Genomic DNA, 15,874 nt, shown 5'->3' with positions numbered 1-15,874 from the left:
TTTTAATTCAAAGTTAGATTTTACAAATGATTTTTAATAATTAACTTAGGATAAATTTTCAAGGTTTTTTCATTGTCAAAATTTAATTATGATGAAAAGTAGCAACATTCTTCATTCACTGACCCTCATCTTTATTGGCGTTCTCGCATATATTTTTGCGGATATTGTGCACGAAGCGATTGGTCACGGCCTCACTTCACTTATACTTGGAAACAGAATAACTTTACTTTCTTCAGTATATTTCAGGAGCCAGCCGCACAGTTTTATTACCGATGCTTTTGGGCCGTTGCTGAATCTTTTTGTTGGAATCCTTTTGCTGATTGTTTTAAAAAAAATATCTTTTTCAGAATTTTATGTAAAGCCTCTGTTTATTATTGCCTACCTATTTCAAATGTTCTGGTTCTCGTGGATGTGTATTTATGCGGCTGTTACCGACAGCGGCGATTTGGCCTTTTATTTTCCGCAAGAAAAATCGGCGTATGTGTGGCGGGCTGTTTTAGTGCTAATCGGATTCTCAGCTTACTGGTTTTCTTTTCAAAGCACTTCCAAAATAATTCAATCATCTGCGAAGTTAAAAAACAGGACATTTTATATTATTCCCTATTGGTCGGCAGGTGTCGCAGCTCTTTTCGCAGTTTCATTTTACAGACCATTTTCAGTGGAGAATCTCTATGAAGCGTTGGTATTTCCTGTGTTTTCCCCGATGCTGTTTTTGGGTAGGAAATCAGAGCTGGCTGACTGGAAGAGAAAAGAAGAACTATATATTGGAAATATAACAATCATCATCTCCGGAGTTGTTATTTTTACAGTTTTCTGCTTAACCATGGGAGTTGGACTAAAACTTTAAGGATTCAGAATTAGTTGACGGTAGTTGACATCCTGCCGTTAAGATAAATTTAATAAAACAATGCAATTTTTATCAATTCAAAAAAGTGTATCTTTGCAAAATATTTAAAATACTTAATGAATTTATTTACGGAAACCAATCTAAGCCCTGAAATCTTGAAGGCAGTTGGCGAATTGGGCTTCGAAAGCCCCACAGAAATCCAAAAACAGACCATTCCTTTTATCTCCACAGATATTCGCGATTTAATCGCACTAGCGCAGACGGGAACGGGCAAAACAGCAGCATTTTCGCTTCCGATTTTGGATATGATTGACGAAGGTAGTCGCAAAATCCAATTTTTGGTGCTTTGCCCGACAAGAGAACTGTGTCTTCAGATTACGAAAGACATTAAAAATTATTCGAAATACATGAACAACATCAAAACTACAGCAGTTTACGGTGGTTCAAGTATTTCAGATCAGATCAGATCGCTCCGCGACAAACCGCAGATTATTGTGGGAACTCCGGGACGTGTTATTGACTTAATCAACAGAAAAGCTCTAGATTTTTCCGAAATCCAGTGGTTGGTTCTTGATGAAGCCGATGAAATGCTTTCAATGGGTTTCAAAGACGATTTGGAAACCATTTTAAGAGAAACTCCTGAAACAAAACACACGTATTTATTCTCGGCAACGATGAATAAAGAAGTGGAAAGGATTTCAAAAAGTTACCTTACCTCTCCACACCGTATTTCGGTTGGATCCATCAATGAGGTGAAGAAAAACATCAAGCATGAATTTTATGTGGTAGGTTACCGTCATAAAAAAGAAGCTTTGAAAAGACTCATCGACGCGAATCCTAATCAATATTCGATTCTTTTCTGCCGTACCCGTATGGAAACGCAGGAAGTTGCAGATTTCCTGATGCAGAACGGTTATGCTGCAGATGCACTTCACGGTGATCTTTCGCAGGCCCAGCGAGATACGGTAATGAAAAAATTCCGTTTGAAAAACATCGATATTCTGGTTGCGACTGACGTTGCTGCAAGAGGTCTGGATGTGGATTCTTTAACACACGTGATTCATTACTCTTTACCTGATGATCCTGAAGTTTTCGTTCACAGAAGCGGAAGAACAGGACGAGCAGGAAAAGACGGAATCTCCATGTCGTTAATCAAGCCAGAAGAATCAAGAAAATTAAAGCAGATCAAGATGTCAACGAAAATTGACATTGTAGAAAAGAAAATCCCAACCGGTGACGCGATTATCAAGGCACAGGTAGCGGGAGTCTTTGAAAAACTGTTTACCGAACACGAAGAATTTTTCACTTTTGATGATTCTTTGATTCCTGATTTATCAGCATTTACAAAAGAAGAACTCGCACATCAGATGCTTCAGCTTCAGCTGAGAGATTTGGCGATGTTCTATAAAGACAAAAATGACCTTGCCGACCAGAAATTCAACAGTGACGACAGGGGAGACAGCCGAAGAGACCGTGACGGTAGAGGCAGAGACCGTGACAGCAGAGACGGTGGAAGAGGAAGTTGGGATCGTGGAAACGACAGAAGAGACAGTTTCCGTGATGGTGGAAGAGACGGCGGACGTGACGGTGGCAGAGAATCCCGTGACAGAAAACCGAGAAAAGACAGCGGCGATATGGTAAGGTTTTTCTTTAATTTAGGAAAAAAAGACCAGCTGAAGAAAATGGACATGCTTGAAATCATCAATAAATCTACAGCGAAATCCAAAAAAAGACCTGATATTGGTCAGATCGAAATTCTGGAGAAATTCTCCTTCTTTGAAGTGGAAAAATCTTTCAAGGACGAAGTTCTGAAAGGGATGGAAACCCAGAAATTCAAAGGAAAAGACATGAGAGCAGAAGTAGCAAGTTAAACAAGGTTACTCACTGATATAAAAACCAAGGCGCTTGCTTTGGTTTTTTTTTGGGGAGAACTTTGCCACAGGGCGCTTGGCAACTTTATTTTTGTTGATAATTTCCTTAATGTTAATAAAACTTAATATTAAAGCGCCGTAGTTCAATCTCTTTTTCGGAAATTTGCACTCTAATTTTTAAATTAAAAAAATGGGAATCGGAAATATTTTTAAGGCATTCCAGCCAAAAGACAAAGTATTCTTTGTGCTGTTCGAAAAAGTGGCAGAAACCTTATCTGAAATGTCGAGAGAGTTTCATGAAGGACTGCTTGATTTTGACATCAATGATGACACAATGCTTAAAAATATGAGCGATTACGAGCATAAACTAGATGATCTTACTCACGAAATTTTCATTCAGTTAGGCGAGAATTTCATTACCCCATTCGACCGTGAAGATATCAATCATTTAGCAAGTGGGTTGGATGATATTGCAGATTACATGTATGCATCAGCAAAATACATTTACCTGTATAAGACGCCGCTGGATCCTGCTTACACCGAATTTTCTCTGCTTATTCAGAAATCGTGTTCCGAGATCGAAAACGCGATCAAAAACCTGAAAGATTTTAAAAACCCAAAAGAGGTGAAAGAATCATGCATCAAGATCAATTCCTATGAAAATCTTGCTGATGATGTTTTAAGCCAGGCAACTGTTAAACTTTTTGAAACCAATGATGCCATCAACATCATCAAAATAAAATCGGTTTTGGAATACCTCGAAATCGTAACCGATAAGGCTGAAGATGTGGCCAACACCATGGAGAATATCGTTATAAAATACGCATAATCTGTTCAAATTTAACCTTAAAAATAAAGAATGGATTTTCCAATACTTTTAATCGTTATCATTGTTTTAGCCTTAATTTTCGATTACATAAACGGTTTTCACGATGCTGCCAATTCTATTGCGACCATTGTTTCCACTAAAGTTTTAACGCCTTTCCAGGCCGTTCTTTGGGCAGCAGTTTGGAATTTTGCCGCCTTTTTTCTTGCCGCATATGTGATTGGTGAGTTTAAAATCGGTAACACCATTGCAAAATCTGTAAACGAAGATTTCATCAATCTTGAAGTTATTTTTTCCGGCTTAATTGCCGCCATCGCCTGGAATTTGCTGACCTGGTGGTTCGGAATACCGTCTTCTTCGTCACACACCCTAATCGGTGGTTTTCTGGGAGCGGCTTTGATGTACGCTTTGGTTTCGGATTATGAGTCAATTGCTTTAGCGCAACCCGGTTCCGGCTTTTTCGACAATCTGATTTTGGCTTTTAAACAGCTTTTCACCCAAAATGTGGTGAAATATGAAAAGGTACTGCCGATTTTTCTGTTTATTTTTCTGGCACCAATCATCGGAGCCATTATTTCAATCATCATCACTTTAATTATCGTTAATATCGCCAAGAAAACGAGTCCTCGGAAAGCAGATACGGTTTTCAGAAAGCTGCAGTTGTTTTCTTCAGCACTTTTTAGTCTGGGCCACGGAACGAACGATGCGCAGAAAGTCATGGGTATCATCGGTGCCGCGGTAATTTTTTATCATGTACAGATGCTTCATGACCCGGTCTATCTCGCTTTAGACGGTAAACACCAGTTCTCCTTTTTTGTTGAACATTACTGGTGGGTTCCTTTTACTTCGTTTTTAATGATTGCCCTCGGAACCATGAGTGGCGGTTGGAAAATCGTGAAAACAATGGGAACCAGAATTACTAAAGTTACCCCTTTGGAAGGTGTAAGTGCAGAAACTGCAGGTGCAATTACCCTGTTTATAACCGAGCATTTCGGTATTCCTGTTTCCACAACGCATACGATTACCGGTGCAATCATCGGCGTAGGGTTAACCAAAAGAGTTTCTGCCGTTAGATGGGGAATCACCGTAAGTTTACTTTGGGCCTGGATCTTAACCATTCCAATCTCTGCGATTGTAGCCGGAGCCACTTATCTGATCGTTAATCTGTTCAAATAAATTCAATATATATCTTTAAAACCATTTCTGCGGAAGTGGTTTTTTTTATGCCTAAATTTTAATAAAAAACTTTTAAAAGTGTATTTTTGTAAAAACAAGAAATTTTATGCAATTTTTAGATGAATATCAGGAAATCGTTGCCAAAGCTGTTGAGCGGTACACCTTCAAAGACAAGCCTGCAGAGTTGTATGAGCCCATGAATTACATCATTTCGCACGGCGGTAAACGCCTCCGTCCGATTATGGTGCTCATGGCCAGCGATATGTTCGACGGGGATATTCAGAAAGCCATAAAACCTGCGCTAGCGATCGAGTTTTTCCATAATTTCACCCTCATTCATGACGATATTATGGATGAAGCGCCAATTCGCCGAAACAAACCGACGATTCATACGCTCCACGGCATCAATGTCGGAATCCTTTCTGGTGATGCTCTTTTAATTAAAGCCTACAAGTTTTTTGAAGATCTGGAACCTGAACTTTTCAAAGCCTGTATCCGGGTTTTTACCCACACTGGTTTGTTGCTTTGCGAAGGCCAGCAATATGATATTAATTTTGAAACGCGTGAAAATGTAACTTTCGACGATTATATCCGAATGATTACGTATAAAACCGGCATTTTAAGTGCCTCTTCATTTGAAATAGGAGCGTTGATTGCCGGAGCAAATTTTGCCGATGCAAAAGCGATCTTCAACTTCGGAAAACATATCGGGATTGCTTTCCAGATTATGGATGATTATCTGGATGTCTTCGGAAATCAGGAACAGTTCGGTAAGAAACATGCTGGTGATATTTACGAAAATAAAAAAACCGTGCTGTACCTTTTGGCGCGCGAACATGCGACAGATGAAGAACGGAAGGAACTCGATTACTGGTATTCAAAGAAGACTGACAACGTAGATAAAATTTACAGCGTTGAAAAGATTTTCCGCAGAACCAGAGTAGATGAGAAAACCCTTCATTTGATTCAGAAACACAACGAAATCGGACAAGGTTACCTGAAGCAGATCAATGTTCCGGATGCGAAGAAAAAACCGTTTATTGAGCTTGCAAACTACCTATTGAGACGGGAAAGCTAAAACCTGAACCAGTAACGACTTAATTAAATGAGATGGTTTTTGGTCGAACCATTTCATTATCATATTCTCACATCACCACCTTAATCTTATGAAATTCCGGACCGAAGTAGAAATTCCAGAATCACCGCATAAAATTGAAATTGAGGACCATGTGTTCTCAATCGGTTCCTGTTTTGCCTCCGAAATCACTGATTTGCTGCAAACCGGACAAATCCAGACGCTCAGCAATCCGTTCGGCACCCTTTTCAATCCGTATTCAATAAATCAGGCGATTAAAAAACTCCATCATTCGGAGTTTTACACGGAAGATGATCTGATCAGCTATCAGGATGAAGCGATTTCGCTCGATCACCATTCCCGGTTCAGTTCCCGGTTCGCGCATCAGGCTTTAGAAAAAATCAACACAAAAATTGAAGAAGGCAATCTGTTTCTTCAGAACACGAACCGGGTGATCATCACGTACGGAACTTCTTTCGTTCATGAATTTCTGCCGAAAAACAAACTCGTGGCCAACTGCCATAAAATTCCGGCAAAATATTTCAAAAAAAGGCTTTTGACCAATTTGGAACTCACCGATTCCATGTACGAAACGGTGGTCAATCTGAAAGACATCTGTAAAGAGGATGTTCAGATCCTTTTTACGGTTTCGCCGGTTCGTCATACCAAAGACGGTATGGTTGAAAACAACCTGAGCAAAGCCAAACTTATTTCCGCAATCCACGAGATCCTGCCTCAGTTTGAAAACTGTCATTATCTCCCAGTGTATGAAATTTTAATGGATGATCTTCGGGATTACCGCTTTTATAAGGATGATTTGATTCATCCGAACAGCCAGGCGGTTCAGTACATCTGGGAGAAATTCGGGAATGCCTATTTTTCTGATGAAACGATGGATTTTATTGAAGAAAACTTCAAAATTGCAAAAGCACTCGACCATAGACCTTCAGACGAAACTCATCCAACCTATCGGGAATTCCTCAAAAATTTAAAAGGAAGAATTGCGCTTCAGCAAACAAAAGTGAAACACAGAATATTTTCCTGAAATATACCTAAGGCAAAAAATGATCGATACCCACACCCACCTATACTCCGAAGAATTTGACCATGACCGCAAAGAAATGATCGAAAGGGCTGTTTCTAAAGGAATTTCCAAATTTTATCTGCCGGCAATCGATTCTGAAACGCACGAAAAGATGCTGAATCTGGAAAAAAATTATCCGGGACAGATTTTTGCTATGATGGGCCTCCATCCGTGTTATGTAAAACCTGAAACCTGGGAAAATGAACTGAAAATTGTAGAGAATTACCTGAAACAAAGAAGTTTTCCTGCAATCGGTGAAATTGGGATTGATCTGTATTGGGACAAGTCTACTCTGGATATTCAGGTGAAAGCTTTCGAAAAGCAGATCGACTGGGCTGTAGAAAGGGATGTGCCGATCGTCATTCACACGCGTGAAAGTTTTGATGAAGTTTTCGACGTTTTGGAAAGGAAAAAACACCCCAAATTGCGCGGAATTTTTCATTGTTTTTCAGGAAATCTGGAACAGGCACAACATGCCGTTGAACTCAATTTTCTTCTCGGAATCGGTGGAGTGGTGACCTTTAAGAATGGTAAAATTGATCAGTTCCTGCATGAAATCCCATTGGAAAAAATTGTTCTGGAAACCGATTCCCCTTATCTGGCGCCGGTTCCGTACCGGGGAAAAAGAAACGAAAGTGCTTATCTGGACTTAATTGTCGGAAAATTGGTCAATATTTACGGTAAGGATTTCAATGAGATCGACAGAATTACCACCATTAATGCTGTCCAATTATTCACACAATGAAGTTTTTAGTCTGTAAGCTTCGCAGACAAGATCACCATCGTTGCTTTTGAAAAATATATTTATCCAAATCAAATTTACAACGTGGATATTTAAAAAGATGTTGCTGATATTGAAAGAACCACGACTGAGAACGCAACGGAATTATTTTAATAAGTGGAAACTTGAATAATGAACAAAATCTTAGATTTTATCGAAAATACTCAGATGATGAAATACGTCATGTTCTCGATGTATGTAATCATCAATCTGCTTTTCGTAGTGAAGTACGGCGTAAAACAAGATTTGATACCGACTTATATTCTGATAATATTGTTTATTTTATCTCAGATTTTCATCTTAATAGGTTATGACTATTTTTTAAAAAAAATAAAAATTAGCAATACGCTAGTTTACTCAACTCTTTTTTTGAGTACAGTTTTTTATATTTTTCTGTGCCATATTATAAAGGATCCTTATCAGTTAAAGATCGACAGATGGCAAACAATAGAGTATTCGCTGAATTATTGGATTCACGGAGAGTATATTTACGACACTAAAAATTTTATGGGCAATGTTTCCTCCTATTTACCGGGACAGCTTCTTTTTTTAGTAGGATTTTATCTTTTGGGAAATGTAGGATATATACAGGTTGCAAGTTTGCTATTGTTTTCGTGTGCGATTATTTGGTCCTTTAAGAACAATACTGTCAGGTTTTACGGAATTGTTCTCTTAACAATCTCACTGTCATTTTTGTACGAAGCTGTGTGTAAAAGTGATTTTATTTCGTCATTTATTATAACTACTGTTTTTATACTTTTGTGGCATAAAAAATTTGAGGGAAATTATTTCGAAAAGTCTGTATTATTGGGTTTTATTTTGGGAGTGATATGCCTTACACGCAGTGTTGTTGTTATTCCGCTGATTTTATTTCTGTTTAGACCTTTTTGGGAAGCTGCTTGGAAACAAAAAATAAAATTTATTGCTTCATTTTCTTTAACGGCGGGGATTTTATTGGCTTCGGTATTGCTGCCTGCAGAAAATTTCGAATTTATTCTGAAGCATAATCCTTTAAAAATGCAAGGCCAGTCAAATATTTTTGTAGTTGTATTTTTCCTGTTGCTGTCGGTTTTTTTTTCCTTTTATATAAAAAATATCAAGCAGGTGTTCAATTTGTCAGCGATTATTATTTTTTGTCTTATGGGTGATCATATCCTCGAGCAACTCATAAAAGGTTATGATTCTAAATTTTTGAATATAACTTATTTAGCTGCCGCCTTGCCCTTCTGTATTATAAGCTATTGCTTTTTGCTGAAAAGTAATATAGAAGACGGTAAGATATAAGCGAAAAAATCCTTCTCAATATTTGAGAAGGATTTGATTATTTTACTTGTTTCTCGAGAAATTACTCTTGTTGTTTGGTTTTTTCGAAGCAATGTTTTCCTTTGATTGAGGTCTTGGCCTCTGTTGAAAAGGTTTGTTGTTCGAATCCCTTTTTTGGGCAACCAGATTATCGGTGTGGTAAGGATGGTCCCTTTCTACCGGAATTTTCTTGCCGATGAGTTTTTCGGTATCTCTCAGATTCAGTAGATCCAGACTGTCTACAAACGAAATCGATTTTCCTTCGGCGCCGGCTCTTCCGGTTCTTCCGATCCGGTGAACATAGGTTTCAGAAACGTCGGAAAGTTCAAAATTCACCACATATTTCAGTTCGTCAATATCAATTCCTCTTGCAGCAATGTCGGTCGCTACCAGAATCCTTGTTTTTCCGGATTTGAAGTTGCTCAGTGCGTTCTGCCTTGCATTCTGGGACTTATTTCCGTGAATGGCTTCGGCAGAAATCTTGTGCGACTGGAGTTTACGTGCAATTTTATCGGCACCGTGTTTGGTTCTTGAAAACACCAAAACTGAATCTGAAATGTCGTTCTGAAGAATATGCGTCAGCAATTCCAGTTTATCCTCTTTATCAACAAAATATACCTTCTGCTGAATTGTATCTGCAGTTGCTGAAACCGGTGCAACAGCAACCTTTACTGGATTGTTGAGGATGGTGTTGGCAAGGGTTTTAATTTCATCAGGGAACGTAGCGGAAAAAAACAGAGTCTGTCTTTTTGCGGGAAGCATTTTTACAATTTTCTTCACATCGTGAACAAATCCCATGTCCAGCATACGGTCAGCTTCGTCCAAAACGAAAATTTCAAGATTTTTGAGAGAGATGATGCCTTGTGAAATGAAGTCTAAAAGCCTTCCGGGCGTAGCCACGAGAATATCCACACCTTTTTTCAGCGCAGCTTCCTGAGCGCCTTGTTTTACGCCGCCAAAAACTACGAGATTCCGCATTTTAAGGTGTTTTCCGTAAGCGTTGAAACTTTCTTCAATCTGGATCGCAAGTTCCCGCGTCGGCGTCAAGATAAGTGCTTTTATTTGATTATTGCGAATGTTTTTTTCGGTAAGATTCTGCAGAATCGGGATGGCGAAAGCAGCTGTTTTCCCTGTTCCGGTCTGCGCGGTTCCGAGCAGGTCGCGTCCTTCTAAAATGCTTGGAATAGCCTGTTGCTGAATTGGAGTTGGTTTTTCATAACCTTCCTCTTTAAGCGCATCAAGGATGGGCTTAATTAAATTTAAGTCTGTAAATAACAAAATTATTTCTGTGTTAAAATTAGAGCGGATGAAGCTTTTTGCTTCTTCATTTTTGAGCATTCTGTCAAAAATTTTAAACAGAATTTTTAGTAAAGCTAATTACGAAAGGGCTTAGAATGCCGCGGATATGGCGCAAAGATACACTAAAAATAATAAAGGGCATTTTTTAATTAAAAATGCCCTTTATTTAAATTTTAAAAATTATTCTAATTTACTTTACTCCATGTTTGGGTTTTTCTAAGATTTTCGATGAAATCATACAGCGCGTCCAGCTTTTCTGTTCCGCGTTTTCCATAATCTTCGATATGTTTGGTACTTCCGTCACTAAAAGTGATGTTCAGGTGTGCCGTAGGTAAGTCGGTTACATTTTTACTGCCGTAGTTGTTCTTAAGCGTTTTTAAATCTAAACCGTCCAGAAGGCTGATCAGTTTTTTATAATCTGCTTCTTTAAGGGTGGCTTTAAAGGTTCCTTCCTTTGGTCGTGAAAAATCGTCCTTGGATTTTCCGTCTGTAAAGGTGAATCGTTCCGCTTCAATTACGGCAGTCCGGTCAGGATTTACCGTAAGTTTAAAAATCGGACAGAACCCGAAGCAGGCACCCGCCTCGTATTGAATTTTTGAATATTTTGACGAGTTGGTTGTCGCGCAGGACATCAGCAGAGCGAAGCTGAATAGGGATAAGAGGTATTTCATGTTTAAATTTTTATTTGCAGTCTCAATTATTATTCCAAAAAAAACAGATTTGAAATCTCAAATCTGTTTTAATATTTTTTAGCCATGAAGTTTTTGCCAGATCAGATCTTTCAGTTCCATCAGTCCTTCCTGCGTAACGGCAGAGAAGTAAATCGGCTGTCTGTTTTCCGGAAATTCTTTTGAGATTTCCCTTTTCAGTTCATCATCCAGCAAATCAGCTTTAGAAACTGAAATAATAAAGTCTTTGTCCATCAGTTCCGGATTGTATTCTTTAAGCTCATTTTCGAGGATTTTAAATTCCTGGAAATGGTCTTCGGAATCCGAAGGGATCATGAACAGTAGAATGGAATTCCTTTCAATATGCCTCAAAAAACGGTGGCCCAACCCTTTACCTTCTGCTGCACCTTCGATAATTCCGGGAATATCGGCCATTACAAAAGATTTGTAATTCCGGTAATCCACAATCCCAAGATTCGGAGTTAAAGTCGTAAACGCATAATCTGCAATTTTAGGTTTTGCTGCCGAAACTGCTGCTAAAAGTGTAGATTTTCCTGCATTTGGGAATCCTACCAAACCAACATCTGCCAAAAGTTTCAGTTCAAAAGTGATGAAACCTTCTTCTCCGGGTAATCCCGGCTGCGCGTAGCGCGGCGTTTGGTTGGTGGAAGATTTGAAATGCTCGTTTCCCATCCCGCCTTTTCCGCCGTGCATAAGGATGATTTCCTGTCCGTCTTCAAGAATTTCGGCGATGATTTCACCTTCTTCGTTTCTGGCGATGGTTCCAATGGGTACTTCAATGTAAACATCTTCTCCGTAGCCGCCTGTTAACTGATTTTTCTGACCGTTGTGGCCGCGTTCCGCTTTGATGTGGCGCGTAAAACGCAAAGGAAGGAGTGTCCATTCATGGGCATCGCCTTTCATGATCACGTGGCCGCCTCGTCCGCCGTCACCGCCGTCGGGACCGCCTTTGGGAATATATTTTTCACGGCGAAGATGTGCAGAACCTGCACCGCCGTGACCACTCTTACAGTGGATTTTTACGTAATCTACGAAATTGCTCATTGAACTGTTTTTGTCATTGCGAAAAAATCAGGGCCGAATCACAAAACCATCTTTTCTTAAAAAATGGATTGCTTCATTCAGCTGCGCTGCATCGCAAATGACGATTATTTTATTTTTTCTACTTCCGCAAAAAGTTTTCCGGAAATTTCGGAAATTTCTCCGACGCCGTTTACTTCAACATACTTGTGCTGTTGTTTGTAAAGTTCGGCCACTTCTGCGGTTTTCGCATAATATTCTTTAATCCGGTTGCGGATAATTTCTTCGTTTGAATCATCGATCCTTCCGCTCGTTTCGCCTCGCTTCAGAAGTCTTTCCACCAGAATTTCATCATCAACAATCAATGAAAGACAGATGGAGATCTCATCATTCAGCACTTCTTTTACAATTTTTTCGAGTGCTTCCGTCTGGTTGGCTGTTCTCGGATATCCGTCGAAAATAAAACCGTTGGTATCGGTTGGTTTTTTTACTTCATCAATCAGCATGTCGGTAGTCACCTGATCAGGAACCAATTCCCCTTTGTCGATATAGGATTTTGCCAGTTTGCCGAGTTCCGTATTGTTTTTCATGTTATAACGGAACAGATCACCGGTTGAAATCTGTTTCAGGTTGAATTTTTCAATTAAATTCTGTGCCTGAGTGCCTTTTCCACTTCCCGGAGGGCCGAATAGAACGATGTTTATCATATTTTGCTGTTGGCTTCCGACAGTTCGCATGTCCGCCGGTTTTTAGTTATACTTTTTAAATTTTCCGGCAAATGTATTGCCGTACAAATGTATTAATCGTTGATCTTTCCTTCTTCAAGCTGATAAAGATCCCGGTAATTTCTGCCCAGTTCATCATAATCAAGACCATATCCGAGGACAAATTTGTTCGGAATTTCTTTTCCGATATAATCGAGCTTGAAATTTTTCTTATACACATCCGGTTTCAGCAGAAAAGATGCCAGTCTCACCGATTTCGGACGCTGGGTTTCTGTAAAATACTGGAACAGGCTTTCTACGGTGTTTCCCGTATCCACGATATCTTCCACCAGAATAATATGGCGGTCTTTTACGTCTTTGGTCAGTTCCATTTTCTGGTAAACAATGCCGGTAGACTGCGTTCCCGCGTAGGAACTCATCTGAATGAAGGCGATTTCGCATTTCCCGGGATAATGTTTCAGAAGGTCCGAAAAAAACATGATCACCCCGTTCAGGACACCAATGAAAATTGGGGTCTCATCTTTATAGTCTTCATAAATTTTTAAAGCGGTGGTTTTTACGATTTCCTGAATTTCTGCATCCTTCAGATAAGGAACGAATGTTTTGTCGTGAACGTGAATGGATTCCATAGATAGATTTGAAAGTGCAAATTTAAGTTTTTTTGAGGAATTTATTTCGTTTTAAAGACTTAACGTTTGTAAAAGCGTCAAAATCTACAAATTACACAATTATTTTTCCACAAACTTTGCCCAAAACTTTTATTAAAACTATTTTTGTGGAAATCTATTAAAAAAGTAAAATATGTCAACTTATGTGGTGGTTGGTCTTCAGTACGGCGACGAAGGCAAGGGTAAGATTACGGATGTTCTTTCGGCAAAATCGGATTATGTGGTGCGTTTTCAGGGCGGCGACAATGCGGGTCACACCGTTTATGTAGGCGATGAAAAATTTGTACTGCACCTTCTTCCTTCAGGAGTGCTGCAGTGTAAAGGAAAATGCATTATTGCGAATGGAGTAGTGGTAAATCCAAAAGCTTTCATGAAAGAAATTGCTCAGATCGAAGAAAAAGGCCTCCGAACCGATCATGTGTATATCAGCAGAAGAGCACACGTGATCATGCCATATCATATTTTATTGGATACTTACCGCGAGGAAGATGAAGACGGAACCCAGATCGGTACCACGAAAAAAGGAATCGGTCCTTGTTATGAAGATAAAATTTCGCGGGTTGGAATCAGAATGGTAGATCTTCTGAATCCTGAAGTGCTGCGCGAAAAAATTGAAAAAAACCTCAAAACCAAAAACAGTCTATTCGAAAAATATTTTGGGAAACCAACACTTGATATCGACGAGATTTACAATGAATTTATTGAAATCGGCGAAAAATTAAAAGACCGCATTGTAGATACCGAAGTGGAACTTAATCAGGCCATAAAAGACGGTAAAAATGTACTTTTCGAAGGAGCGCAGGCTTTAATGCTGGATATCGATTTCGGAACTTATCCATATGTTACTTCCTCTTCGCCAACAACAGGCGGCGTTTGTACCGGAGCTGGAGTTCCGCCGACAAGTCTTCAGAATCTCATCGGTGTTGCAAAAGCATACACGACAAGAGTTGGTAATGGTCCATTTCCTACGGAACTTCATGATGATTTAGGCGAGAAAATCCGTCAGATTGGCCACGAATTCGGTGCGACTACCGGAAGACCGAGAAGAACAGGCTGGCTGGATCTTTTGTCGCTGAAACATGCAACAATGATTAACGGGATCAATAATCTCGTTATTACCAAACTGGATGTGCTTTCCGGAATTTCATCGCTTAAAATTGCTACTAAATACAAGACAGAAGACGGGAAAATTATCGATTATTTTACTTCTTCAACTACAAAACTGTACAACTACGAACCGATTTATGAAGAACTGGAAGGTTGGGATGAAGATATTACGAAAGCCAGAACCTACGACGAACTTCCTGCAAACGCTAAAAAATACATTGAGTTCATCGAAAGTTATCTAGGCATCAACGTTTATCTGGTATCAGTAGGCCCGGAGAGAAGCCAGAACATCATCAGAAAAGAATTGTTTTAACAATAGAATTGTTTTCGGAAAAATATCAATTGAAACCATGCTGAAGAGCATGGTTTTTTGTCGAAAAGGTTTAGAATTTTCACATTGTTATGAATAGAATAGTTTTATTTAAAAATAGGTAAGAAAATGGTTCGTTATTTGATAAAAGTTTATCAATTACGGTTTAAGTGTATAAACTGTGTAATTTGAATATTAAACTTTAAAATCTTCACAATGAAAAATTTTCTGACCGATACCCGAGAGATAAAGTTCAATGAAGTGGTTTTTGCCAACCGGAATAAACAGTACGGCGCATATGTCTTAAGAACCGAAGAATCAAGCACCTTAAAAAAAGCGCTTATTATTGGAGTTGCATTTTTTGCGGCGGTTTCTGTGATTCCGTTGATCGCAAATTCTCATACTGATATAGCTGTTCCCGAACCTGCACCTACAGAGGGGCATATTTTTAGAAACATCGCAGATCCTCCCAAAATTGAAAGGGAAATTGTTAAACCTTCTCCTCCCGCACCGGCACCAATGGAGAAAACCGTGGTTAGTACATTACCGACACCAACTAAAAATCTGACAAAACCCGAAGTTCCTGCGCCCTCAAAAGATGAACTCAAGGATGCCAGTATCGGAACTGCAAACGCAGACGGCGCGAAACCCGACGACACCTACAAACCAATTGAAAAGCCTGTAACAAGCGTTGTGCCGGGAAAACAGGCGGATATGCCAAAAACTTCAGATGAACCGGCTGTAATTGTGGATGTACAGGCGAATTTCAGTGGCGGAATCGAGGCTTTCAGAAATAAAGTCATGCAAAATTTTGATACTTCCGATTTTGAAGAAAATGGCGGTGTGATTAAAACCACGGTAACATTTATTGTCGAAAAAGATGGGACAATTTCCGGCATCAAAACCAACGGAGCCAATGCAGAATTTAGCCTTGAAGCTGAACGTACGATCAAAGCTGTTAAAGGAAAATGGATTCCGGCAAAAATCAAAGGACAGCCGGTAAGAAGTTATTTCAAATTCCCGATTTCAATGAGATTTGAATAAATACGCTTCAAATATGATCTTATCCACAAAAAGTAGCTTTTTGTGGATAA

General features: G+C 39.3%; 15 protein-coding genes. 10 read left to right on the top strand and 5 right to left on the bottom strand.

From position 1 onward, the window contains the following. Positions 1–88 precede the first annotated feature (88 nt). From FUA25_RS12105 to FUA25_RS12070, 8 genes are all read left to right on the top strand, one after another. Positions 89–847 carry a hypothetical protein gene (locus tag FUA25_RS12105; protein WP_147757180.1) on the top strand — a complete coding sequence of 253 codons (759 nt, stop codon included), beginning with the start codon at positions 89–91 and terminating at the stop codon, positions 845–847. Positions 848–963: 116 nt separating this feature from the next. Beyond that, positions 964–2,718: a DEAD/DEAH box helicase gene (locus FUA25_RS12100; RefSeq protein WP_147757179.1), complete on the top strand. Its 1,755-nt coding sequence runs from the start codon at positions 964–966 to the stop codon at positions 2,716–2,718. A gap of 190 nt (positions 2,719–2,908) precedes the next feature. Further along, entirely contained in the window at positions 2,909–3,547 is a 639-nt protein-coding gene (locus FUA25_RS12095) for a DUF47 domain-containing protein (protein WP_147757178.1), read from the top strand. Positions 3,548–3,577: 30 nt separating this feature from the next. After that, positions 3,578–4,720: an inorganic phosphate transporter gene (locus FUA25_RS12090; RefSeq protein ID WP_147757177.1), complete on the top strand. Its 1,143-nt coding sequence runs from the start codon at positions 3,578–3,580 to the stop codon at positions 4,718–4,720. A gap of 106 nt (positions 4,721–4,826) precedes the next feature. Next, positions 4,827–5,798 (top strand): polyprenyl synthetase family protein, encoded by a 972-nt coding sequence (locus FUA25_RS12085; RefSeq protein ID WP_147757176.1) that lies wholly within the window; start codon positions 4,827–4,829, stop codon positions 5,796–5,798. Positions 5,799–5,886: 88 nt separating this feature from the next. Then, the gene (locus FUA25_RS12080) at positions 5,887–6,840 is read left to right on the top strand and encodes a GSCFA domain-containing protein (RefSeq protein ID WP_147757175.1); all 954 of its coding nucleotides are present in this window, start codon (positions 5,887–5,889) and stop codon (positions 6,838–6,840) included. A gap of 19 nt (positions 6,841–6,859) precedes the next feature. Continuing rightward, entirely contained in the window at positions 6,860–7,624 is a 765-nt protein-coding gene (locus tag FUA25_RS12075; RefSeq protein WP_147757174.1) for a TatD family hydrolase, read from the top strand. Between the two features lie 168 nt (positions 7,625–7,792). Further along, on the top strand, positions 7,793–8,944 hold the full coding sequence (locus tag FUA25_RS12070) for a hypothetical protein (RefSeq protein WP_147757173.1): 1,152 nt from the start codon (positions 7,793–7,795) through the stop codon (positions 8,942–8,944). Between the two features lie 42 nt (positions 8,945–8,986). On the opposite strand, the gene FUA25_RS12065 is transcribed toward FUA25_RS12070, so the two are convergent. The 5 genes from FUA25_RS12065 to FUA25_RS12045 form a co-directional block, all read right to left on the bottom strand. Beyond that, complete coding sequence (locus FUA25_RS12065) at positions 8,987–10,240, bottom strand: DEAD/DEAH box helicase (RefSeq protein WP_147757383.1); 1,254 nt, start codon at positions 10,238–10,240, stop codon at positions 8,987–8,989. Between the two features lie 206 nt (positions 10,241–10,446). Further along, a complete protein-coding gene (locus tag FUA25_RS12060; RefSeq protein ID WP_147757172.1) occupies positions 10,447–10,932 on the bottom strand; it encodes a DUF6438 domain-containing protein in 486 nt (161 codons plus the stop codon). A 78-nt stretch (positions 10,933–11,010) separates the two neighbouring features. Further along, entirely contained in the window at positions 11,011–11,994 is a 984-nt protein-coding gene (obgE, locus tag FUA25_RS12055) for a GTPase ObgE (RefSeq protein WP_147757171.1), read from the bottom strand. 104 nt (positions 11,995–12,098) lie between these two features. Next, the gene (locus FUA25_RS12050; protein WP_147757170.1) at positions 12,099–12,677 is read right to left on the bottom strand and encodes an adenylate kinase; all 579 of its coding nucleotides are present in this window, start codon (positions 12,675–12,677) and stop codon (positions 12,099–12,101) included. Between the two features lie 92 nt (positions 12,678–12,769). After that, positions 12,770–13,324 (bottom strand): phosphoribosyltransferase, encoded by a 555-nt coding sequence (locus tag FUA25_RS12045; RefSeq protein WP_147757169.1) that lies wholly within the window; start codon positions 13,322–13,324, stop codon positions 12,770–12,772. A gap of 172 nt (positions 13,325–13,496) precedes the next feature. Between FUA25_RS12045 and FUA25_RS12040 the strand changes: the two genes are divergently transcribed. Together FUA25_RS12040 and FUA25_RS12035 are read left to right on the top strand one after the other, a co-directional pair. Continuing rightward, the gene (locus tag FUA25_RS12040) at positions 13,497–14,783 is read left to right on the top strand and encodes an adenylosuccinate synthase (protein WP_147757168.1); all 1,287 of its coding nucleotides are present in this window, start codon (positions 13,497–13,499) and stop codon (positions 14,781–14,783) included. Positions 14,784–14,996: 213 nt separating this feature from the next. Beyond that, positions 14,997–15,824 carry an energy transducer TonB gene (locus FUA25_RS12035; protein ID WP_147757167.1) on the top strand — a complete coding sequence of 276 codons (828 nt, stop codon included), beginning with the start codon at positions 14,997–14,999 and terminating at the stop codon, positions 15,822–15,824. The last annotated feature ends 50 nt before the right edge of the window (positions 15,825–15,874 follow it).

Origin of the sequence: Chryseobacterium sp., from assembly GCF_008014695.1 — a bacterium.
Taxonomy (GTDB): Bacteria; Bacteroidota; Bacteroidia; order Flavobacteriales; family Weeksellaceae; genus Kaistella.
The sequence above is the reverse complement of the archived record's forward strand: the minus strand, read 5'-3'. Positions and strand labels throughout refer to the sequence as shown.